Source organism: Amycolatopsis sp. NPDC049159 (assembly GCF_040648295.1).
Lineage (GTDB): Bacteria > Actinomycetota > Actinomycetes > Mycobacteriales > Pseudonocardiaceae > Amycolatopsis > Amycolatopsis pretoriensis_A.
Window position 1 is genome coordinate 55,108 of record NZ_JBEZDL010000014.1, and the last position, 18,006, is coordinate 73,113.

17 protein-coding genes are annotated in these 18,006 nt (G+C 71.2%); 7 read left to right on the forward strand and 10 right to left on the reverse strand.

What is annotated here, in order from left to right; genetic code table 11:
* The first annotated feature begins 26 nt into the window (after positions 1-26).
* From AB0B33_RS25395 to AB0B33_RS25410, 4 genes are all read left to right on the forward strand, one after another.
* On the forward strand, positions 27-1,220 hold the full coding sequence (locus AB0B33_RS25395; RefSeq protein ID WP_360776236.1) for a macrolide family glycosyltransferase: 1,194 nt from the start codon (positions 27-29) through the stop codon (positions 1,218-1,220).
* Positions 1,221-1,401: 181 nt separating this feature from the next.
* Positions 1,402-2,388, forward strand: a complete 987-nt coding sequence (locus tag AB0B33_RS25400; protein WP_247020454.1) for an ABC transporter ATP-binding protein — start codon at positions 1,402-1,404, stop codon at positions 2,386-2,388.
* A complete protein-coding gene (locus AB0B33_RS25405; protein ID WP_360776240.1) occupies positions 2,385-3,221 on the forward strand; it encodes an ABC transporter permease in 837 nt (278 codons plus the stop codon). Before AB0B33_RS25400 ends, AB0B33_RS25405 begins: the two co-directional genes overlap by 4 nt.
* A gap of 86 nt (positions 3,222-3,307) precedes the next feature.
* Positions 3,308-3,967, forward strand: coding sequence for a response regulator transcription factor (locus tag AB0B33_RS25410; RefSeq protein ID WP_281506243.1), 660 nt, complete (start codon positions 3,308-3,310; stop codon positions 3,965-3,967).
* A gap of 55 nt (positions 3,968-4,022) precedes the next feature.
* Here AB0B33_RS25410 and AB0B33_RS25415 read toward each other — a convergent pair whose 3' ends face one another.
* The 8 genes from AB0B33_RS25415 to AB0B33_RS25450 form a co-directional block, all read right to left on the reverse strand.
* Entirely contained in the window at positions 4,023-5,078 is a 1,056-nt protein-coding gene (locus AB0B33_RS25415; RefSeq protein WP_247020450.1) for a DegT/DnrJ/EryC1/StrS family aminotransferase, read from the reverse strand.
* Between the two features lie 29 nt (positions 5,079-5,107).
* The gene (locus AB0B33_RS25420; protein ID WP_360776244.1) at positions 5,108-6,460 is read right to left on the reverse strand and encodes a glycosyltransferase; all 1,353 of its coding nucleotides are present in this window, start codon (positions 6,458-6,460) and stop codon (positions 5,108-5,110) included.
* Positions 6,461-6,464: 4 nt separating this feature from the next.
* Positions 6,465-7,496: a GDP-mannose 4,6-dehydratase gene (locus tag AB0B33_RS25425; protein ID WP_360776247.1), complete on the reverse strand. Its 1,032-nt coding sequence runs from the start codon at positions 7,494-7,496 to the stop codon at positions 6,465-6,467.
* A gap of 415 nt (positions 7,497-7,911) precedes the next feature.
* Positions 7,912-10,761, reverse strand: coding sequence for an AAA family ATPase (locus AB0B33_RS25430; protein WP_360776250.1), 2,850 nt, complete (start codon positions 10,759-10,761; stop codon positions 7,912-7,914).
* A 722-nt stretch (positions 10,762-11,483) separates the two neighbouring features.
* Positions 11,484-11,972: a hypothetical protein gene (locus AB0B33_RS25435; protein ID WP_247020444.1), complete on the reverse strand. Its 489-nt coding sequence runs from the start codon at positions 11,970-11,972 to the stop codon at positions 11,484-11,486.
* A gap of 12 nt (positions 11,973-11,984) precedes the next feature.
* Positions 11,985-12,587 (reverse strand): TetR/AcrR family transcriptional regulator, encoded by a 603-nt coding sequence (locus AB0B33_RS25440; protein ID WP_247020442.1) that lies wholly within the window; start codon positions 12,585-12,587, stop codon positions 11,985-11,987.
* Between the two features lie 193 nt (positions 12,588-12,780).
* On the reverse strand, positions 12,781-13,227 hold the full coding sequence (locus AB0B33_RS25445; protein WP_360776254.1) for a nuclear transport factor 2 family protein: 447 nt from the start codon (positions 13,225-13,227) through the stop codon (positions 12,781-12,783).
* A gap of 5 nt (positions 13,228-13,232) precedes the next feature.
* Positions 13,233-14,108 (reverse strand): TIGR03619 family F420-dependent LLM class oxidoreductase, encoded by an 876-nt coding sequence (locus tag AB0B33_RS25450; RefSeq protein ID WP_360776257.1) that lies wholly within the window; start codon positions 14,106-14,108, stop codon positions 13,233-13,235.
* A gap of 148 nt (positions 14,109-14,256) precedes the next feature.
* On the opposite strand from AB0B33_RS25450, the gene AB0B33_RS25455 reads away from it, so the two are divergent.
* Positions 14,257-15,075: a hypothetical protein gene (locus AB0B33_RS25455; RefSeq protein WP_360776259.1), complete on the forward strand. Its 819-nt coding sequence runs from the start codon at positions 14,257-14,259 to the stop codon at positions 15,073-15,075.
* A 28-nt stretch (positions 15,076-15,103) separates the two neighbouring features.
* Here AB0B33_RS25455 and AB0B33_RS25460 read toward each other — a convergent pair whose 3' ends face one another.
* Positions 15,104-15,913, reverse strand: coding sequence for a DNA-formamidopyrimidine glycosylase family protein (locus AB0B33_RS25460; RefSeq protein WP_360776262.1), 810 nt, complete (start codon positions 15,911-15,913; stop codon positions 15,104-15,106).
* Complete coding sequence (locus tag AB0B33_RS25465) at positions 15,913-16,386, reverse strand: ribose-5-phosphate isomerase (protein WP_247020431.1); 474 nt, start codon at positions 16,384-16,386, stop codon at positions 15,913-15,915. Before AB0B33_RS25465 ends, AB0B33_RS25460 begins: the two co-directional genes overlap by 1 nt.
* Positions 16,387-16,431: 45 nt before the next feature.
* Here AB0B33_RS25465 and AB0B33_RS25470 point away from each other — a divergent pair, with 45 nt between their 5' ends.
* Positions 16,432-17,154 (forward strand): 2-phosphosulfolactate phosphatase, encoded by a 723-nt coding sequence (locus AB0B33_RS25470; RefSeq protein ID WP_360776266.1) that lies wholly within the window; start codon positions 16,432-16,434, stop codon positions 17,152-17,154.
* On the forward strand, positions 17,151-17,960 hold the full coding sequence (locus tag AB0B33_RS25475) for an MBL fold metallo-hydrolase (RefSeq protein ID WP_360776269.1): 810 nt from the start codon (positions 17,151-17,153) through the stop codon (positions 17,958-17,960). The genes AB0B33_RS25470 and AB0B33_RS25475 overlap by 4 nt, the downstream gene beginning before the upstream one ends.
* The last annotated feature ends 46 nt before the right edge of the window (positions 17,961-18,006 follow it).

The following is an 18,006-nucleotide window of genomic DNA, read 5'->3' on the forward strand; positions in this document are numbered from 1 at the left end:
ACCACCGCACTCCGAGGAGCTTTCCCATGGCACACATCGCGCTGCTGAACATCCCCGCGTACGGGCACGTCATGCCGACGCTGGACGTGGCCGCCGAGCTGGTCCGCCGCGGTCACCGCGTCACTTTCGCCACCACGGACCAGTTCGCCGACCTCGTGGCACCGACGGGAGCACGGGTCCTGCGCTACGAGTCGTCCCTGACGCCGAAGCCGCGCACCGAGGACCCGCCCGCCGACTTCGCCGCCTGGCTGCCGCTGGTGCTGGTCATGGAGAGCACCGCGACCATCCCGGTGTTCGAAGCGGCCTTCGCCGACGACGTGCCGGACCTGATCCTGTACGACCGCACGGTCTACGCGACCGGGCGGGTGCTCGCCGCGAAGTGGGGCGTGCCCGCGGTGGAGCTGTTCCCGTCCTTCGCCTACAACGACGAGTGGTCGCTGGCGAAGTTCCTCGGGGAAGAAAACGGTTTCAGCGAGGAGCACCCGGCCCGCGTGGCCTTCCGCGAGAAGATCGCGGAACTGACCGCGGCGCACGGCGTCCCGGAGATCACCCCCGCCGACTTCGCCATCGGCCACGAGGAGTTCGCGCTCGCGTTCGTGGCGAAGGAGTTCCAGTACCACGGTGAAACGTTCGACGACCACTTCGCGTTCATCGGCCCGTGCCTGGGCGACCGGACGTTCCAGGGCGACTGGCAGCCGCCGTCGGACGGCAAGCCAGTGCTGCTGGTTTCGCTCGGCACGGCGTTCAACGACCGCCCGGACTTCTTCCGGGCCGTCGTGGCGGCGTTCACGGGCGAGGACTGGCACGTGGTGCTGTCGGTCGGCACGCTCGACCAGGCGGAGCTCGGGGAGCTGCCGCCGAACGTCGAGGCGCACGCCGCGGTGCCGCAGCTGGCGGTGCTGAAGCACGCTTCGGCCTTCATCACCCACTCCGGCATGGGCGGGACGATGGAGGCGCTGTACTTCGACACGCCGATGGTGTCGCTGCCGCAGAGCGTCGAGCAGGCCGCGGTGGCCCAGCGCGTCGCCGAGCTCGGCCTGGGCACCAGCCTGGCCGGCCAGGAGCCCACTCCGGAGCTGCTGCGCGAAGCGGTGCAGACCACCGCGGGCGACGAGCGGATCCGGTCCGCGGTCGCGGCGATGGGCGCGAAGGTGCGCGCGGCCGGCGGCGCCGTCCGCGCGGCCGACGAGCTCGAGCGGCACCTCAAGCGCGTCTCCTGACGACTTCGCGCCCGGGCCCCCGCGGCCCGGGCGCGCTTTCCGGCTCGCTGGTTCCTCGAACCAGCCGCCTGTGGGGAAGGGCCGAGGTTGTCCCCCAGCACCACGGCCCTTCCCCACACCCGTATGCGCACTTTCCGATCCCTCCCGGGCCGCGCGCCCGGTGATTTCCTGGAGGACCAGCGTGCAGGACGCTGTGGTGGTGCGGGACCTCGTGAAGAGGTACCCGAAAGCAGAACGGCCTGCGGTCGACGGCCTCGGCTTCACGATCGCCGCGGGCGAGGTCTTCGGCCTGCTGGGCCCCAACGGCGCGGGCAAGACGACGACGGTCAGCATGCTGACCACGCGCGCGCTGCCGACGTCCGGGCGGGCCGAGGTGGCCGGCATCGACGTCGTCAAGGACGCGACCGCGGCCCGCCAGGTGCTGGCCGTGGTGCCCCAGCGCAACAACCTCGACCAGTCGCTGACGGTGCGGCAGAACCTGCTGTTCCACGCCGCTTACCACGGCATGGGGCGGGCGCAGCGGCACCGCCGGGCCGACGAGCTGATCGAGTGGATGGGCCTCGGCCCGCGGGCGAAGGCCAGGGTGGACGAGATGTCCGGCGGCCAGGCCCAGCGCGTGATGATCGCCCGGGCCCTGATGCACAAGCCGAAGGTGATGTTCCTCGACGAGCCGGCGACCGGGCTGGACCCGCAGTCGCGGCTGTTCGTGCACGAGCGCGTCGCCGAGCTGACGGCCGAGGGCGTCACCGTCGTCGTCACCACGCACGACATGGACGAGGCGGCCAAGCTGTGCGACCGGGTCGGCATCGTCGACCACGGCAAGCTGCTGGCCCTCGACACGACCGAAGCGCTGACCCGGTCGCTGCCGGGCAACACGACGCTCACCGTGGGCGTCACGCTGGCCGACGCGCCCGCCGAAGCCGTCGGCAAGGAGCTGGAGCTGGTGCCCGCCGTCGTCCGGGTCGAGCGGCTCGCCGCGACCGGCCGGGCCGCGGCCGACGAGAGCGCCGTCCAGTTCCGCCTCTACACCGAAGCGGAACCGGCGTCGCTGCTGCCCGGCGTGCTGGCCGTGCTGGGCCGCGAGCGGTGCGAGGTCACCGGGATTTCGTTCGGCAAGCCCACCCTCGAAGACGTGTTCATCTCCATCACCGGACGGGACCTCCGATGACCGCCACGACGCTCACCCCGCAGCCCGGGATCGGCACCGGGACCGGCCAGGCCGGCAGCCCCGGCCAGGCCCGCGCGTTCTTCGCCGTGCTCGGCCGCGACTTCTTCGTCACCGGGCGCGAGCTGCTGCCCTTCCTGGCGCAGATGCTGATCCAGCCGCTGTTCCTGCTGTTCATCTTCGGCAAGGTGCTCTCGCAGATCGGGTACGCGGGCGCCGGGTACGCGCAGATCCTGCTGCCCGGCATGGTCGCGATGAACGCGTTCACCGGGGCGCTGCAGAACACCGCGCTCCCGCTGGTGCTGGACTTCTCGGTGACCAGGGAGATCGAGGACAGGCTGCTGGCGCCGCTGTCGATCCGCCTGGTGGCGGTGGAGAAGATGCTGTTCGGCGCGATCCGCGGCATCATCGCCGGCCTGGTGATGATCCCGATCGGCCTGCTCATCCTCGACGGCGTCCGCTGGGACGTCGCGGCCCTGCCCGGCGTGGCCGGGGTCGTGGCACTGGGTTCGCTGGCCGGCGCGGCGGTGGGCATGGTGCTCGGCACGATCGTCCCGCCGCGGCACATCAACCTGGTGTTCACGATCCTGCTGGTCCCGCTGATCTTCACCGGGTCCGGCCAGTTCCCGTGGCTCAGCCTGTCCGGTTTGCGGTGGTTCCAGGTGATCTGCGCGGCCAATCCCCTGACGTACGTGTCGGAGGCCCTGCGCCGGCTGGTGATGCCGACCCAGGTCCAGTCGATCCCGCTGTGGATCTCCCTGGTGGTCATGGTGGCGGCGACGGTGCTCTTCGGGATCTTCGGGATCCGCGGTTTCCTGAAGCGCGCGCTGGACTGACGCGGGGTAACCGGGCGGGTGCGGCGACGGTACGGTTGGACCACCCAGCCCCGGCCCCGCCCGGCCCGGAAACCCAGGAGCGGTTCGTGCGCGTTGTCCTCGCGGAGGATCTCTACCTGCTTCGAGACGGCATGACCCGGCTGCTCGAGGCGAAGGGGTTCACCGTCGTGGCCGCGGTCGGCAACGCGACCGAGCTGCTGAAGGCCATCGAGGACCACACCCCGGACATCGCGGTGGTCGACGTCCGGCTGCCCCCCAAGTTCAGCGACGAGGGCATCCGCGCGGCCCTGGAGGCGCGCAAGCGGCGCCCGGGGATGCCCGTGCTGGTGCTCTCCCAGCACGTCGAGCAGACGTACGCCCGCGAGCTGCTGGCGGACGGCACGGGGGCGATCGGGTACCTGCTGAAGGACCGGGTGCTCAACGCCGACCAGTTCGTGGACGCCCTGCGCATGGTCGCGGCCGGCGGGACGGCGATGGACCCCGAGGTCATCTCCAAGCTGCTGGCGAGCCGCTCGCGCCGGGACCCGCTGGACGCCTTGACGCCGCGGGAGCGCCAGGTGCTGGAGCTGATGGCGGAGGGCCGCTCGAACGCGGCGATCGCCCAGCGGATGGTGATCAGCGAAGCCGCCGTGGGCAAGCACACGGCGAGCATCTTCACGAAGCTGGACCTGACCCAGCACGAAGACGACAACCGGCGGGTGCTGGCGGTGCTGACGTACTTGAGCAGCAAGGTGCCGAAGCCCTGACGTGGAAAGGCCCGCAGCCGGGGTGGCTGCGGGCCTTTCCTCGTTCAGCGCGCGATCAGCAACCGTAGAACTTCCGCACCCGGTCGGTGATGTACTCCTGATCGGCCTCCGTCAACGACGTGTACGTCGGCAGGTACAGCCCCTCTTCGGCGAACCGGTTCGCGCGCAGCGATGGCCACACCGGGTCCAGGTACATCGGCTGCCGGCTCATCGGCTTGAAGAACACCCGGGTCTCGACCCCCTCGGAAGCGAGGAACTCCCGCAGCTCTTCCCGGCGCTCGCACAGCAGGTCGTACATCCACAGCACGTCGCGGCGCGGCATCAGCGTCACGCCGGGGACGTCCCGCAGCCGGGCGTCGTAGCGCTCCTCGATCGACGCCCGCAGCGCCAGGATCGAATCCAGCTTCCCCACCTGGGCGACGGCCACCGCCGCCTGGAGGTTGGTCATCCGGAAGTTGTAGCCGATCTTCTTGTGCAGGAACGTGTGGTCGCGGTTGAACGCCATGCCCCGCAGGTGCTTCATCTGCTCGGCCAGCCGCGGGTCCGACGTGAGGCAGATGCCGCCCTCGCCCGAAGCGATGATCTTGTTGGCGAACAGCGAAAAGCAGGCGATGTCCCCGACCGGGCGCACGCCGTGCGCCTCCGCGGAATCCTCCACCACGCGCAGGTTGTACTCGTACGCCAGCTCCATGATCGCGGTCATGTCGCACCGGCGGCCGTAGACGTGCACCGGCATGATCGCCTTGGTGCGCGGGGTGATCTTCGCTTCGATGAGCGACACGTCGATGTTGAGGTCGTCCCCGCAGTCGACGAACACCGGCGTCGCGCCCGTGTACGTCACCGCCCACGCGGACGCGATCATCGTGAACTCCGGGACGATCACCTCGTCGCCGGGGCCGATCCCGAGGGCCCGCAACGCCAGCGTCAGCGCCGTCGTGCCGGAGGAGCACGCCACTCCGTGCGCCACCCCGTTGTACGCCGCGAACGCCTCCTCGAACCGGGCCACGTACGGGCCCTGCGAGGAGATCCAGCCGCTCGTGACGGCCTCGGTCACGTTGGCCAGCTCGGTTTCGTCCAAGTACGGCTGCGACACCGGGTACTTGACGGACATGTCCTTCCCTTCCCCGACCACGGAATCGATCACCGGACCGCGGCCTGCACGGCGTCGGCCGCGGCCGACGCGCCGCCCGCCGACCGGAAGCGGTCCGCCCAGTCCTCGGCGTTCGCCGTGAACTCCTTCTCCTCCAGCAACCTTCGCAGCTTCGCGACGATCGCGTCCGCGGACACCGTCTCCTCGTGCGAAAGGACCAGGCCGCAGCCGCTGTCGAGGACGCGGGCCGCGTGGTCGTGGCAGTCCATCCAGAACGGCTGCACGAGACCCGGCTTGCCGAAGTAGACGCCCTCGTACGCGCTGTTGCCGCCGCCGTGGTTGTAGTAGACGCGCACGTGCGGGTGGGCCAGGACGTCGAACTGCGACGGCACCCAGTTCTCCAGCCGCACGTTCGACGGCAGGTCCGCCGGCAGCAGCGCGCGCTGGGCCTTGGGCAGCTTCCACAGCACGTGGTGCTCCGGCCCGAGCTTGCGCGCCGCTTCGGCGATCGCCGTCACCTGGGGCGCGGTCAGCCGCATGTGGGTGCCGAACGCCAGGTAGACGACCGACTCGTGCTCGTCGAGCCAGGCCGACAGCGCCGGGTCCGGCTCCACCGCCTCGGGCAGCGGCGGGACGACCGGGCCGACCATCTTCAGGTGCGACGGCGCCGCCTCGAACGGGTACTCCATGCCGAACACCGAGTAGGCCAGGATCGCCTGCGCGCGGTCGGCGTAGGTGGACTGGCCCGCGGTCGCGTTCAGGATGCCGGCTTCCTTGCGGGCCTTGGTGAACTGCACCGCCGGCACCTTCGTCAGCATGCCGAGCAGCAGCCGCAGCCGGAAGCCGAGGTTCGCGAGCTTCTGGCGCCCGGAGAGGTCGCGCGGCAGCCCGGTGTTCGGGCTCGGGTAGCTCAGCGGGAGGCGGTCGGCGAAGACCTCGCTGACCGAGATCGGCACGCTGTAGACGTACGGGATGTCCCGCGCGATCGCCGCGTCGGTCGGGTAGACGCTGGAGGAGTCGATGACCATCAGCCCCGGCTTGACCTCGTCGACGACGGCCAGCGCGCGCTCGTACATCGTCACCATGATGCTCGCGTCCGTGACACCGCTGAGGTAGGCGATGACGTTCTGGGGCCGCGCGGTGAGGCTGCCGGGCTTCGCGGGCTGCGTCGCGGCGGCGTAGAGGTCCGGGTCCCACTCGCCCGGCGGGCGCTCGAGGCGCTCCCCGAACGACACGAACTTCACCGGGTTGTCGGCGGAGATCGCCTCGACGGCGGCGCGCCGGTCCTCAGTGGACGCGAAGTACAGGTCCGGCACGCCGCGGCGGGCGAGCTCGCCCGCGATGACGAGCAGCGGGTTGATCATGCCGGCGTCGGCGATCGACGCGAACAGGACGGGAGCCATCGTCTCACCAGCTCCCGGCGAGCATCAGTTCGCTGTACTTGTGCTCGTTCGACGCCTTGCGCAGGTCGGCCTCGACCATCATGCGCATCAGCTCTTCGAAGTCGACCGACTGCTTCCAGCCGAGCTCGGCGCGCGCCTTGTCCGGGTCGGCGCAGAGGGTTTCGACCTCCGCGGGCCGCACCAGGGCCGGGTCGACGACGACGTAGTCGCGCCAGTTCAGGTCCACCGAGTCGAAGGCGATCTGGACGGCGTCGCGGACCGAGTGCATCTCCCCGGTGCCGACCACGTAGTCGGTCGCCGTGTCCTGCTGCAGCATCAGGTGCATCGCGCGGACGTAGTCGCCGGCGAAACCCCAGTCGCGCACCGCGTCCAGGTTGCCGAGGTAGAGCTTGTCGCGCATGCCCAGCTTGATCTCCGCCACCGCCATGGTGATCTTGCGGGTGACGAACTCGGCCCCGCGGCGCGGCGACTCGTGGTTGAACAGGATCCCGGAAACCCCGAACATGCCGAAGGATTCGCGGTAGTTCTTGGTGATGAAGTGCCCGTAGGTCTTCGCGACGCCGTAGGGGCTGCGCGGGTGGAAGATGGTCTGCTCGTTCTGCGGGGTCTCGGCGACCTTGCCGTACATCTCCGACGACGACGCCTGGTAGAACCGGATCCCGCCGCCGCCGGTGGGCCGCGACTTGTCCAGCCCGCACACCATCCGGACCGCTTCGAGCACCCGCAGCACACCCATGCCGTTCACCTCGGTGGTGAGTTCCGGCTGCTGCCAGGACATCGGCACGAACGAGATGGCCGCGAGGTTGTAGACCTCGTCCGGCTGCACCAGGTCCACCGCGGCCACGAGGCTGACCTGGTCCATCAGGTCCCCCTCCACGAAGTGGAGATCGGAGACCAGCCTGCTGATCCGCGACTTGCGCGGGTTCGCCTGGCCGCGGACCAGGCCCCAGACCTGGTAGCCCTCGGCCAGGAGGTGTTCGGCCAGGTACGACCCGTCCTGCCCGGTGATACCCGTGATCAACGCACGCTTCGCCATGAATGTGCCTTCCCTTGCCACGCTGTGTCGTCGGTTACCAATCCGGTGGCAGTCACGGCGGAAACCGTCGCGTCGTGCGGATCGGCGGCGGACCGTCTCCGCCTGCTTTCAACCGGATTGGCAACGCATCGAGCTCCCGCCGTGGCGTCGTCCGGCCGCCTTGCGAGCAGCTTCGGTGAACCCTGCCGCCGCGAAAATCGCGCTGTACCGCCGAATCCGCGTCCGGTGGTCGGCAACGACGTCCACGCTCGCGCCAGGCCGCCGCGAAGTCAAGGAGATCGGCGCCAAGTCAATGGCCCCGCCCCTACCCCGTCGGAACGCACCTAGGGGCGGGGCGGAAACCTAGGGGTGGGGCCGGAAACGCGCGAAGGAGCCGGGGCCCGCCGAAGCGGGTCCCGGCTCCTTCGGACGGGGCTCAGCGCACGGGCGGCACCGGCCGCAGCGGACGGCGCACCGGCGGCACCCCCTGGTGGTTGACCGCCACGGGCTGGCGGGCCGCGCCCGGCACCCGCTCCTGCTGCTCCGGCACCCGCAGCTGCGGTTCCGACGCCAGGTCGCGGCGCCGGGTGACGCTCAGCTTGCGGTAGACGCGCGTCAGGTGCTGCTCCACGGTGCTGACGGTGATGTAGAGCCGGCTCGCGATCTCCCGGTTGGTGTGGCCCCGCGCGGCCAGCCAGCCGACCCGCTGTTCGGCGTCGGTCAGCAGCTTGACGTCGGTGGGCGCCACCGCACCGCGGAGGGAGACCACGACGTCGTCGGAGCCGCCCTCGAGGAAGGACCGCCGCAGCAGCTCCGCCCCGCACTCCTTGGCCAGCGCCCGCGCGTCCCGGCTCGCCGTGCGCGCGATGGCGGGGTCGCCGCCGGCCCGGCTCAGCTCGGCCAGCGTCCGGGCCAGTTCCAGCTTGGCACCGGACTTCTCGAGCGCGTCGGCCGCTTCCTGCATCAGCTTCGGCCGCCGGGCCGGGTCGGCCACGAGCGCGAGTGTCCGCAGCGTGATGCCCCGCGTCCGGTCCCCGCAGTCCGGGCCGAGCTTCGCCGCCTGCTCCTCGGCGAGTTCCCGGGCCTTCTCGCGGTCACCCAGCTTCAGGTAGACCTCCGCGGCGCTGGAGCGCCACGGCACCAGCGACGGCTGGTCCAGGTCCCAGCGCGCCATCTGCTCCCCGCAGGCGAGGAAGTCGTTCAGCGCGGTCGGCAGCCGGCCCGTCGCGAGGTAGTAGTGCCCCCGCGCGTGCAGGTAGTGCAGGCCGAACCGGGTCTCGCCGAGCGCGTCGGGCACCGGCTGGTTGAGCAGCTCCGCCGCCTCGTCGAACCGGCCCATCTCGGTCAGCGCCGCGAGCAGCGTGGCCAGCGGGGCGCCGACCCCGATGCCCCAGGCCTCCGGCGTCATCTTCGTCAGCGCGATCTTCGCGTTGCGGGCGGCGAGCGGCAGGTCGCCCTGGCGGAGGGCGACCTCCGCGCGCAGTTCCGCCAGCGACGCCTGCCACGTCGGGGCCGGGCGCCCGGCGGCCTGCGCCATCAGGTGCTCGGCCCAGGTCGCGGCCTTGTCGAGGCGCTCGGCGTAGATCAGCACCGTGGCCGCGAACACCAGGTGCCGCAGGCTGGTGTCGGTCATCCGGGTGCCTTCCAGCACCTGCTCGGCGTCGAGCACGGCCGCCTCGGTCGGGCCTTCGCGGACGGCGCTGGTGAGCGCGTCGACCGCCTTCTGCTGCGAGTTCACCACCAGCCCGAGCCGCGGCGCGGCCGCGTCCCCGGTGCAGGTCGCGAGCATCGGCTCGACGAGGTGCCGCATCCCCGGCACCGAGCTGGCCAGCCACGAGTCGAGCGTGAGCAGCTCGCCGCGGGTGCGGCGGTCGGTGGAGTCGACGAGGTCGCCGAAGGCGTTCGCGATCTCCACGGCCTCGTCGACCCGGCCGAACCACAGCAGGAACTCGAAGATGCCGACGACCCGGATGCCCGGCAGGTGCCCGGCGCGGGTCGCGTGCACCAGCTCCGGCAGCCGCCGCATCGCCTTCGCCGGGGTCGTCCGCCACTCGATGTCGGCCAGCGACGCCTTGGCGATCGCGCGGTCGCGGTCGTCGGTGCAGCAGCGGCTGGCCAGCGCGATGCAGGCGCGGGCCAGTTCGACGTCGTCCTCGAGCAGCGCCGCCTCCGACGCCTCGGACAGCAGGTGCTCGGTCCACGGCTCGTCCAGGTTCCCGGCCACGACGTGGGCGGCGATCGCGGTCGGCCGGGCACCCTGGTCGAACAGCAGGCGCGCGGCCTGGCCGTGGAGGGCGGACCGGACGGCGGGGTCGAGCTCGTCGAGCACCGCCACGCGGGCCTCGGCGTGGCGGAACCGGTGCCCGTCGAGGACGCCGGCCGACTCCAGCGCCCGGCGCACCGGTTCGGCGGTGGCCGGCGCGAAGGAGACCATGCCGCCCGCCAGCGCGATCGGCGACTGCTCGCCGTCGCCGAGGACGGCGAGCGCCCGGGCGAGTTCGAGCGCCCGCGGCTCGCTGGAGTGCAGGCAGCTGAGCACCGCGTGCCGGTAGGCGGGCCCGGCGACGACCCCGCCCGCGCCCGCCGCCCTGGTGTCCTGCACCAGCGCGGTGGCCAGCAGCGGGTTGCCGCCGCTGATCGCGAAGCACTCCGCGGCCAGCGCGTGCGCCTTGCCCTCGTCCAGCTTGCCCGCCAGCAGGACGCCGACGCCGTTGCGGGACAGCGGGGCCAGCCGCAGCTGGCGGCAGTGCGGGCGCCGCATCAGGTCGACGTGGCGCACCGGGCGCCGTTCGCCGGGGTCCGCGCGTTCGGCGAGCAGCACGAGCACCCGGGCGGGCCGGATGCGCCGCGCCATGTGCTGCAGGAACTGCAGCGACGCGGGATCGGCGTAGTGGGCGTCGTCGACGCAGATCACCAGCGGGGTCTCGGCCGACCAGCTGATCACCGCGCTGGACAGGCGGTGCAGGAACCGGCTGTCGAGCAGCGTCGCGTCGGCTTCGGCGTCCTCCACGTACGCCGAAACCTGGTCGACGATGTCCGCGCGGACACCCGGGGTGTGCACCAGCTGGGAAACGACACCCAGCCCGACGGCGGTTTCCGACCGGGCGCCGGAGGCGGACAGCACGACCGCGCCGGTACCGGCGGCCTGTCTGCCGAACTCTTCCAGCAGGGCCGTTTTCCCGCTGGCGACCGGTCCGAGGACGAGGCCGACACCGCCGGCCCCGGAATGGCAGTCGGCGAGCATCTGACTCAGCGTCGCCGTTTCGAAGTCACGTTCGATGAGCATGACGGAACTTCCCCCAGAAATTCTCTGTGTGTTGGATTCCTTCGATCCACGGCCGGCACGACGACCCCCAGGCCGCCGGCTCCGGTTTTTTCCGCGAATCACCAGCACAGGCACGTGTGCGGGCAGGCGAATGCCTCCGCACGCATTGCTTCACGGCAATCACACGGCCCACCGCTCCCCAACGGCGTCGACCGGCGATTGCGAACTCGACCGGCTCGCGCATGAGCCGGCGTCAGTGTCTATTCAGCGTCCCTCACGAAGGACAGCGGTATCCGTTCATCAGACGAACCTTTCCCCAGACCCCAGATCCCCGCAGTTTCCCGGTTGGGTGATTACTGTCCCGATCACCCGGTCTCCCGCGAGGAGATAACGAACCAGAAGCTACCACCTGCCCCTACGTGCCGCAACGAGCCGCGAAGGGGCTTCACCCGGACCACGATGTCCGTTTGGTCCTGTTCGGCAGGACATTCCGCATACCCGTCCCGACCAGCGTTTACCGTGGGGAAACGCCGGTCGACGGGCAAGGGGCCGAAAGTCGGTGAGCGCTATGAGCCACACCACTTGTTCCACTCCCAGTCGAAGCCCCGGCCCGGGGGTTCCGGCATTCGAGTGAGCGGCGGGCAGGCCTTTTTTTCGGGCGTAACCGAAAGGCCGGAAGGAAACAGATTGTGAACATTTTTAGCGGGCGCCGCGTCCACGGATCGGGACGCGGCGCCCGTCCGTCAGACCTTCGCGGGAACGCGGCCCTCCTTCGAGAAGTACCCGCGGACTCCCTTGCTGCAGAGCAGCAGGAACAACACCAGCAGCACCACTGCCTGCACGACCTGGCCGGCCCGCATCCAGTTCGGGAATTCGGCCGAGACGACGAGGTACACGAGACCCGCCAGCCCGAGGACGGTCACCAGCATCACGCGGACGTAGGTGCGCCGGCGACCGAGCTTGAGCCGCGCGGCCAGCCGGACGTAGACGATGGCGATGACCAGCACCGACACCGGGCGGATCCACAGGACGCTTTCGAGCGACGTGCGCGTTTCCGCGTGGTCGGCCGGGTTGGCCTGGCCGGTCGATTCCCAGTGCAGCACCTGGTAGTCGAGGATGCCGTCCTTGTTCAGGAACGTCAGCACCGCGAACGCGATGCTGAGCAGCAGGTTCAGGTAGAGCAGGAAGATGACCGGCCGCAGCGCGCGGCCGGTCGAGGACGAGGTGGCCATGGTTTCCCCAGTTCAGTCGTGCGCGGTGGCACGTTCGACGATGCGGACTAGTTCGGCCGCGTAGGCGGCGACGTCGATCCCCGGACGGCGGATCGATTCGGTGTGGAAGCCGTCTATGGCCTGGCGGATGGTGATCGCCATGACGCGCGGGTCGAACCGGCCGAAGTCGCCGGTCCGCTGCCCCTCGCGCAAGCAGGTCTCCAGGACGTCGATGGCGCCGTGGTACCACTCCCCGGTGCCACCGTCGGCCTCGCCGCCGGGAGCCCCGCCGTGCCGCAGGCTTTCGAGCAGCGCGGTGAGTTCGACGGGGTGCTCGGCGATGAACGCCAGGTTCGACTCGATGTAGACCCGCAGCTCCGCCGCCGGCCCGTCCACCGCGTCGATCCGGTCCCGCATGTACGCGAGGCTCGTGGTCAGCACGTCCCGCACGACTTCGGCGATCAGGTCCGCTTTGCCGTCGAAGTGGTAGGAGATCATGCCGGTGCTGCTCAGCCCGGCACGCTTCGCGATCTGCCCGAACGAAGCCTTCGCGTACCCGAGTTCACCGATGGTTTCGATCGCCGCGCGGACGATCTGCGCCCGCCGGGCGTTCTCGGTGAACGTTTTTGCTTGCATGAGCAAAAGGTAGCACGATCGAGCAAACAATCGCCAGAATGCCGTCTTTCCGCAATCGATCAGTTGCGGTACGTGTCGATCTTTTCCCGGGGCATGGGAAAGGCCGCCCCGGAGAACTCCGGAGCGGCCTTCGGTGGGCCTGATCCGCCGGCCGGCGAGGGGAGCGGCCCGGCCGGGCGGGGGCGGCCGGGCGCTACTCGGTCACCTGCCGGGCGGTCGCCATCGCGCGCTCGGTCTCCCAGAACGCCCGCATCGACCGGATCAGCCCGTCCTCGCCCACCCGGTAGACGAACACCCCGTCGGTGTCCACGCGGTAGCCGCCCGGCAAGTACGTCGTGATCGTGCCGACGTTGGCCACCTCGTCGCCCGCCGCGTGGGAGTCGCGGATCGTGAACTCGAAACGCTCCACGTTGGCGATCGTCTTGTCCCAGAACGCGCTGATGCCGTCGCGGCCGTGGTGGCCCTTGCCCTCCTCGTCGAAGAACGAGGGGCCGACCGGGTCCTCCACCACGGCGTCGGCGGCGAACAGGTCCAGCCACGCCTCCTTGTCCCCCGCCGTCACCGCGGTCATCGACGCGACCGCCGCGCGCCGCGCGGGCGGCTGCTCCGCCGCCGTGTCCCAGCTGACCTGCACACCCACGGCAGTCACTCCTCGAACTTCGCGATGATCTCGGCCCCGAACTTGTGGATCGCTTCCAGCTTCGGCTCGACCGGCGCGTCGAACCCGACGCCGTCGAACACCCACGGCATCGTGATGACGTCGGTGACGCCGGCTTCGGCCTGCTCGCGGTAGCCGTCGAGGCCGAAGCGGTCGATGCAGACCGCCTGGTACTCGAACGGGTCGTCGGCGCGGCCGCGCTCGGCCAGCAGCTCCTTGAGCCGGGCGATGGTCTCGCGCAGCTCTTCGAGCTTCATCATCGCCGACGACCAGCCGTCGGCGACCCGCGCGGCGCGCCTCAGCGCGACCTCGGTGTGGCCGCCGATGTAGAACGGCACCCGCGACGGCGGCGCCGGGCTCATCTGGATCTTGTCGAAGTCGTAGAAGTCGCCGTGGTACTCGGCCATGCCGCCGTCGAGGAGCAGGCGCAGCACGTCGATGGCCTCGTCGACGCGCTTGCCGCGCTTTTCGAACGGGACGCCGCAGTACTCGAACTCCTGCGGCAGCCAGCCGACGCCGAGCCCGAGCCCGAAGCGGCCGCCGGTGAGCACGCTCGCCGAACCCACCTGGCGCGCCAGCAGCACCGGGTTGCGCGAGCCGAGCTTGAGCACCGACGTGTAGAAGTGGATCCGGCTGGTGACCGCCCCCATCGACGCGGTGGCGACGAGCGGGTCGACCCACGGGGTTTCCCCGGTCCAGAACCGGCTGCCGTCGGGGGTGTACGGGTAGTCCGTGTCCACCGTTTCGGCGTAGAAGAGCGAGTCCGGCAGGGCGATGGAGGCGAAGCCGGCCTCTTCCGCGGCCCGGGCGAGCTCGCCCAGCTGATCGAGGGGGTTCATCGCGATCGACAGGGTGAACTTCATGGTGTCGAACTATAACGTGTTCTAGTTTGCTCGGCCAGGCCCGACGGTGTGCCGGATCACTGTCCGGGAACCCTCCGCGTAACGTCCGCGTTGTCCGGATCAAAGGTGACTTCCGGTCACCCGAGCCCCGAACTTCTGGGAGTGGTCCATGGGCACCGCGATCTTCCTGATCGTGCTCGTCGTCGTGATCGTCGGTGGCGGCCTCTATTTCTCGCGGCAGCGCGCCGCGGCCCGGCAGCGGGAGCTCGACGACGCCAAGGCCGACGCCCGGCGCCTGGTCGAGCGGCTCGGCGGTCAGGTACTCAACCTCAACGGCAACGACACCGCGTCGATGCAGGCGATGGCCGACGCGAGCGAGCGCTACAACGCGGCCGGCTCGCAGCTGGAGCAGGCCCGCACCATCGAGCAGGCCCGGCTGGTCAAGGACACCGCCGTCGAAGGCCTCTACTACGTCCGCGCCGCGCGCGTCGCCATGGGCATGGACCCCGGCCCGCAGCTGCCGGAGGAGGCCGAGCGCGAGCGCGCCGGCAAGGTCACCGAGCGCCGTGACGTCGACGTCGAGGGCCAGCACTACGCGGCCTCGCCGGACGCCGGCCAGGACACGCCGTACTACTACCCCGGCGGCCGCGTCGCCGGGCGGCCGGTCCCGCAGGGCTGGTACAGCGAGCCGTGGTGGAAGCCCGCGCTCGTCGCCGGCGCCTGGGGCCTCGGGTCGATGTTCCTGTTCAGCGCGATGTTCTCCGGCATGGGCGGCATCGCCAGCGCCTCGGCGTGGGAGTCGGGCTACGACGCGGGCCAGCAGGACGCGCTCGAGTCCGGCGACGCGGGCGGCGGCGACGGCGGCGACATGGGCGGCGACGGCGGAGGCGACTTCGGCGGCGGCGACAGCGGCGGCGATTGGGGCGGCGGCTTCGACGGCGGCGGGTTCGACGGTGGTGGCTTCGACGGCGGCGGCTTCGACTTCTGACGCCCCGAAGGCCACATCGGGGCGCCGGTCAGGCGGGCTGGCAGGTGGGGCACCAGTAGAGGTTGCGGCCCACCAGTTCCGAGTTCGCCACCGGTGTCCCGCACACCAGGCACGGCTCGCCCGCCCGGCGGTAGACGTAGACCTCGCCGCCGTGGCGGTCGACCCGCGCGGCGCGGCCCATCGCCTCCGGCAGGTGCTCCGGGCGGACCGTGTCGATGCGGCCGACGCGGACGCCGTCGCGCATCAGCGTCACCAGGTCGGCCCACATGTCGTCCCACAGCGCGCGATCGAGCGCGCGGCCCGGGGTCAGCGGCGCGACGCCGTGGCGGAACAGCACTTCGGCGCGGTAAACGTTCCCGACCCCCGCGAGCACCGCCTGGTCCATCAGCAACGCCGCGATCGACGTCTTCGACCGCGAGACGCGCTCCCACGCCCGCTCGGGTTTCGCGTCGCGGCGCAGCGGGTCCGGGCCCAGCCGGGCCTTGATCGCGTCGGCCTGGTCCGGAGAAAGCAGCTCGCAGCGGGTGGGCCCGCGCAGGTCCGTCCAATGTGTCCGGCCGGCCAGCCGCAGCCGGACCTGGCCGACCGGGTCCGGCGCGGGCAGCGCGGCCTCGCCGAACGTGCCGTACAAACCCAGGTGGATGTGCACGATCCCGTGCGGCCCGTAGTCGTGGAACAGGTGCTTGCCGTGCGCCTGCGCGCCGACGAACACCTGACCGTCCAAACGGGACGCTTCGGCGGCGAACCGGCCCTGCGGGCTGCTCACCTCGACGGGGGCGCCGGCGTACCGGCGCTTGTGCAGCCGCGCGAGCCGGTGGAGCGTGTGCCCCTCGGGCATCAGGCCTCCGGCAACGCCGGCGGGGTCCCGGTGCGCTCGTAGTCGAGCAGCTGCTGCACGCGGCGGGCGTGCCGCTCCTCCGGCGAGACCTCGGTCGCGAGGAACGCCTCGACGATCTCGGTGGCCTCGTCGGCGGTGTGCATCCGGGCGCCGACGCCGATCAGCTGGGCGTGGTTGTGCTCGCGGCACAGCTTCGCGGTCTCGACGCTCCACGCGAGGCCGGCCCGCGCGCCGGGCACCTTGTTCGCGGCGATCTGCTCGCCGTTGCCGGAGCCGCCGACCACGATGCCGCGGCTGCCTTCGTCGGCCACCACGCGCAGCGCCGTCTCGACGCAGAACGCCGGGTAGTCGTCGGCCGCGTCGTAGACGTGCGGACCGATGTCGGTCACCTCGTGGCCCTGCTTCTCCAGGTGAGCCACCAGGTGGTTCTTCAGCTCGAAACCGGCATGGTCGGATCCCAAGTAGACACGCACGGCTGGGAGTCTGCCACCACGCCCGGTTTCGGGCATGCTCCGGGGGTGGGCAGCTGGGAGCAATCGGGGTACGACGTGCGGCTCGACTGGGGCGGCGAAGGCGTCGCCGCGCTCGGCCGCGAATGCGCGGTCCTGGTGGTCGTCGACGTGCTTTCCTTCGGCACCACCACGGATCTCGTGGTCGGGCGCGGCGGCCGCGTGCTGCCGGTGCGGTGGCGCGACGAACGCGGCGTCGCGCGGGCGAAGGCGGCGGGTGCGGTCATCGCGGGTGAGGCCGGATTCACCCTGCGGCCCTCTTCTGTGACGGAGATCCCGCCGGGGACGCTGCTCGCGCTCCCCTCGCCCAACGGCGCGACCCTGTGCGAAGCCGCCGCCGAGACCGGGGCCGCGGTCCTCGCGGGGTGCCTGCGCAACGCCTCCGCCGTCGCCGCGAAGGCACTCGAGCTCGGCGGGCCGGTTGGGCTCATCGCCGCCGGGGAACGTTGGGGCGTGAACATCTTCGGGGCCGGCGAGACCTTCGGGCCGCTGCGGCCGTGCGTCGAAGACCAGGTGGGCGCGGGCGCGATCGCCGCCGCGCTGGCCCGGCTGGGCGCTTCACTGTCCCCCGAAGCCGCCCTCGCCGCGCGCGGCGTCGACGTCGAAGCCGTCGCGGGTTGCGTGTCGGGGCGCGAACTGACCGAATCGGGTCACGGCGGGGACGTCGCACTGGCCACGCAGCTCGACGTGAGCCAGGCTGCCCCTGTCCTGAACGAAGGAGTACTGGCATGACCGGCCGCTGGATCGACGTCGCCGACGGCGTGCACGCGCGCCGCTACGAGGAACTGGACCTGACCGTCGGGCTGGTGGTGGGCGCCGAGCGCTGCCTGGTCGTCGACACGCGCGGCGACCTCGAGCAGGGCGCCGAACTGGCCGCGGCGGTGCGGGAGATCACGCCGCTGCCCTGGTCGGTGGCGTTCACGCACGCGCACTTCGACCACACCTGGGGCACCGAGGCGTTCACGCCCTGCGCCGTCTGGGCGCACGAAGGCTGCCGCGCCGAGCTGGCCGAATACGCCGAAAACGCCCGCGCGAAGTGGATCGACTACTACCGCGAAGCGGGCAAGGCCGAGATCGCCGGCGCCATCGCGCGCACGACCTTCGTGGTGCCCGACCACCTGTTCACCGACCGGGCCGTGCTCGACCTCGGCGGCCGCACCGCCGTGCTGCTGCACCCCGGCCGCGCCCACACCGACCACGACGCGGTCGTGCACGTCCCCGACGCCGACGTCGTCTTCGCGGGCGACATCGTGGAGAACGCCGAACACGGCTTCAGCGCGTTTTCCTTCAGCGCGGAGTCGGACCTGACCGCCTGGCCGGACACCCTGGACGCGATCCTCGGCCTCCGGCCGCGGGTGATCGTGGCCGGCCACGGCGACCCGGTCGACGCCGACTTCGTCCGCTACCACCGCCACGGCCTGCACGAGCTGCTCGCGCTGAAGGCGGCGATGGGCCGCGGCGAAACGACCGAGGCCGCCGCCGTGGCAGCCTCGCGCTACCCCGGCGACGTCACCCTGGCCGCCCTCGCCACCCCCTGACGCGCACTTTCACGTGAAAGTGCGCACCTGGGGGCCGCACTTTCAC

What these genes read in the sequence shown, in the direction of transcription:
- AB0B33_RS25395 (WP_360776236.1), top strand. Translation starts at nt 27, where the DNA reads ATGGCACACATCGCGCTGCTGAACATCCCCGCGTACGGGCACGTCATG.
- AB0B33_RS25405 (WP_360776240.1), top strand. Translation starts at nt 2,385, where the DNA reads ATGACCGCCACGACGCTCACCCCGCAGCCCGGGATCGGCACCGGGACC.
- AB0B33_RS25415 (WP_247020450.1), bottom strand. Translation starts at nt 5,078, where the DNA reads ATGTCCGTCAAGTACCCGGTGTCGCAGCCGTACTTGGACGAAACCGAG.
- AB0B33_RS25420 (WP_360776244.1), bottom strand. Translation starts at nt 6,460, where the DNA reads ATGGCTCCCGTCCTGTTCGCGTCGATCGCCGACGCCGGCATGATCAAC.
- AB0B33_RS25425 (WP_360776247.1), bottom strand. Translation starts at nt 7,496, where the DNA reads ATGGCGAAGCGTGCGTTGATCACGGGTATCACCGGGCAGGACGGGTCG.
- AB0B33_RS25430 (WP_360776250.1), bottom strand. Translation starts at nt 10,761, where the DNA reads ATGCTCATCGAACGTGACTTCGAAACGGCGACGCTGAGTCAGATGCTC.
- AB0B33_RS25435 (WP_247020444.1), bottom strand. Translation starts at nt 11,972, where the DNA reads ATGGCCACCTCGTCCTCGACCGGCCGCGCGCTGCGGCCGGTCATCTTC.
- AB0B33_RS25440 (WP_247020442.1), bottom strand. Translation starts at nt 12,587, where the DNA reads ATGCAAGCAAAAACGTTCACCGAGAACGCCCGGCGGGCGCAGATCGTC.
- AB0B33_RS25450 (WP_360776257.1), bottom strand. Translation starts at nt 14,108, where the DNA reads ATGAAGTTCACCCTGTCGATCGCGATGAACCCCCTCGATCAGCTGGGC.
- AB0B33_RS25455 (WP_360776259.1), top strand. Translation starts at nt 14,257, where the DNA reads ATGGGCACCGCGATCTTCCTGATCGTGCTCGTCGTCGTGATCGTCGGT.
- AB0B33_RS25460 (WP_360776262.1), bottom strand. Translation starts at nt 15,913, where the DNA reads ATGCCCGAGGGGCACACGCTCCACCGGCTCGCGCGGCTGCACAAGCGC.
- AB0B33_RS25475 (WP_360776269.1), top strand. Translation starts at nt 17,151, where the DNA reads ATGACCGGCCGCTGGATCGACGTCGCCGACGGCGTGCACGCGCGCCGC.